Origin of the sequence: Fictibacillus arsenicus (assembly GCF_001999465.1) — a bacterium.
Lineage (GTDB): Bacteria > Bacillota > Bacilli > Bacillales > Fictibacillaceae > Fictibacillus > Fictibacillus arsenicus.
In genome coordinates this window covers 1-3,021 of record NZ_MQMF01000017.1, presented here as the reverse complement: position 1 = coordinate 3,021, position 3,021 = coordinate 1, and the positions used below count along the sequence as shown (strand labels likewise).

Sequence of the window (3,021 nt, the reverse complement as noted above, 5' to 3'; positions counted from 1 at the left end):
AATGCAAGGCAGATAGAATTATCTAATCTGCGCCAAAGCAACAATCTTTGATGTGTAAACATCATATAAGGTTAAGCTAGAAAGGGCGCACGGTGGATGCCTTGGCACTAGGAGCCGAAGAAGGACGGGACGAACACCGATATGCCTCGGGGAGCTGTAAGTAAGCACTGATCCGGGGATTTCCGAATGGGGGAACCCACCATCCGTAATGGGATGGTATCCATATCTGAATACATAGGGTATGAGAAGGCAGACCCGGGGAACTGAAACATCTAAGTACCCGGAGGAAGAGAAAGCAAATGCGATTTCCTGAGTAGCGGCGAGCGAAACGGAAACAGCCCAAACCAGAGGGCTTGCCCTCTGGGGTTGTAGGACACTCTACATGGAGTTACAAAGGAACGAAGTAGGTGAAGCGGTCTGGAAAGGCCAGCCAAAGAAGGTAACAGCCCTGTAGCTGAAACTTCGTTCCCTCCTGAGTGGATCCTGAGTACGGCGGGACACGTGAAACCCCGTCGGAATCCGGGAGGACCATCTCCCAAGGCTAAATACTCCCTAGTGACCGATAGTGAACCAGTACCGTGAGGGAAAGGTGAAAAGCACCCCGGAAGGGGAGTGAAAGAGATCCTGAAACCGTGTGCCTACAAGTAGTCGGAGCCCATTAACGGGTGACGGCGTGCCTTTTGTAGAATGAACCGGCGAGTTACGATCCCGTGCAAGGTTAAGTTGAATAGACGGAGCCGCAGCGAAAGCGAGTCTGAATAGGGCGACATAGTACGTGGTCGTAGACCCGAAACCGTGTGATCTACCCATGTCCAGGGTGAAGTTCAGGTAACACTGAATGGAGGCCCGAACCCACGCACGTTGAAAAGTGCGGGGATGAGGTGTGGGTAGGGGTGAAATGCCAATCGAACACGGAGATAGCTGGTTCTCCCCGAAATAGCTTTAGGGCTAGCCTCGCGGCAAGATTCCTGGAGGTAGAGCACTGATTGGACTAGGGGCCCCCACAGGGTTACCGAATTCAGTCAAACTCCGAATGCCAGAGAATTATCCGCGGGAGTCAGACTGCGAGTGATAAGATCCGTAGTCAAAAGGGAAACAGCCCAGACCATCAGCTAAGGTCCCAAAGTATACGTTAAGTGGCAAAGGATGTGGAGTTGCCCAGACAACCAGGATGTTGGCTTAGAAGCAGCCACCATTTAAAGAGTGCGTAATAGCTCACTGGTCGAGTGACTCTGCGCCGAAAATGTAACGGGGCTAAACGTATCACCGAAGCTATGGCTTGTACCATTAGGTACAGGGGTAGGGGAGCGTTCGAAGTGCAGTGAAGTCAGACCGGAAGGACTGGTGGAGCGCTTTGAAGTGAGAATGCCGGTATGAGTAGCGAAAGACAAGTGAGAATCTTGTCCATCGAAAGCCTAAGGTTTCCTGAGGAAGGCTCGTCCGCTCAGGGTTAGTCGGGGCCTAAGCCGAGGCTGAAAAGCGTAGGCGATGGATAACAGGTTGATATTCCTGTACCACCTCCTTTCCGTTTGAACAATGGGGGGACGCAGTAAGGTAGGGTGAGCGCACTGATGGAATAGTGCGTCTAAGCAGTTAGGCTGTTGGATAGGCAAATCCGTCCAACGTGAAGGCTGAGCTGTGATGGCGAGGGAAATTTTAGTACCGAAGTCCCTGATCCTACACTGCCAAGAAAAGCCTCTAGTGAGGAAAGAGGTGCCCGTACCGCAAACCGACACAGGTAGGCGAGGAGAGAATCCTAAGATGATCGGGAGAACTCTCGTTAAGGAACTCGGCAAAATGACCCCGTAACTTCGGGAGAAGGGGTGCTCTGATAGGGTTTATCGCCCGAGAGAGCCGCAGTGAATAGATCCAAGCGACTGTTTAGCAAAAACACAGGTCTCTGCGAAACCGCAAGGTGAAGTATAGGGGCTGACACCTGCCCGGTGCTGGAAGGTTAAGAGGAGGGGTTATCCCTTACGGGAGAAGCTCTGAATTGAAGCCCCAGTAAACGGCGGCCGTAACTATAACGGTCCTAAGGTAGCGAAATTCCTTGTCGGGTAAGTTCCGACCCGCACGAAAGGTGTAACGACTTGGATACTGTCTCAACGAGAGACCCGGTGAAATTATAGTACCTGTGAAGATGCAGGTTACCCGCGACAGGACGGAAAGACCCCATGGAGCTTTACTGCAGCTTGATATTGGATTTTGGTACAGCTTGTACAGGATAGGTAGGAGCCTGAGAAGCCGGAGCGCCAGCTTCGGTGGAGGCGTCGGTGGGATACTACCCTGGCTGTATTGAAATTCTAACCTTGGACCGTAATCCGGTTCGGAGACAGTGTCAGGCGGGCAGTTTGACTGGGGCGGTCGCCTCCTAAACAGTAACGGAGGCGCCCAAAGGTTCCCTCAGAATGGTTGGAAATCATTCGCAGAGTGTAAAGGCACAAGGGAGCTTGACTGCGAGACCTACAAGTCGAGCAGGGACGAAAGTCGGGCTTAGTGATCCGGTGGTTCCGCATGGAAGGGCCATCGCTCAACGGATAAAAGCTACCCTGGGGATAACAGGCTTATCTCCCCCAAGAGTCCACATCGACGGGGAGGTTTGGCACCTCGATGTCGGCTCATCGCATCCTGGGGCTGAAGTAGGTCCCAAGGGTTGGGCTGTTCGCCCATTAAAGCGGTACGCGAGCTGGGTTCAGAACGTCGTGAGACAGTTCGGTCCCTATCCGTCGCGGGCGCAGGAAATTTGAGAGGAGCTGTCCTTAGTACGAGAGGACCGGGATGGACACACCGCTGGTGTACCAGTTGTTCCGCCAGGGGCATAGCTGGGTAGCTACGTGTGGACGGGATAAGTGCTGAAAGCATCTAAGCATGAAGCCCCCCTCAAGATGAGATTTCCCATCACGTTAAGTGAGTAAGACCCCTTAGAGATGATGAGGTTGATAGGTCTGGTGTGGAAGCGTGGCGACACGTGGAGCTGACAGATACTAATCGGTCGAGGGCTTATCCTTAAAAATGCATGAA

The 3,021-nt window shown here is 52.8% G+C and carries 1 rRNA gene; it reads left to right on the top strand.

The features are described 5' to 3' along the window. Positions 1–69: 69 nt before the first annotated feature. Positions 70–3,008 (top strand): 23S ribosomal RNA (locus UN64_RS19705). The last annotated feature ends 13 nt before the right edge of the window (positions 3,009–3,021 follow it).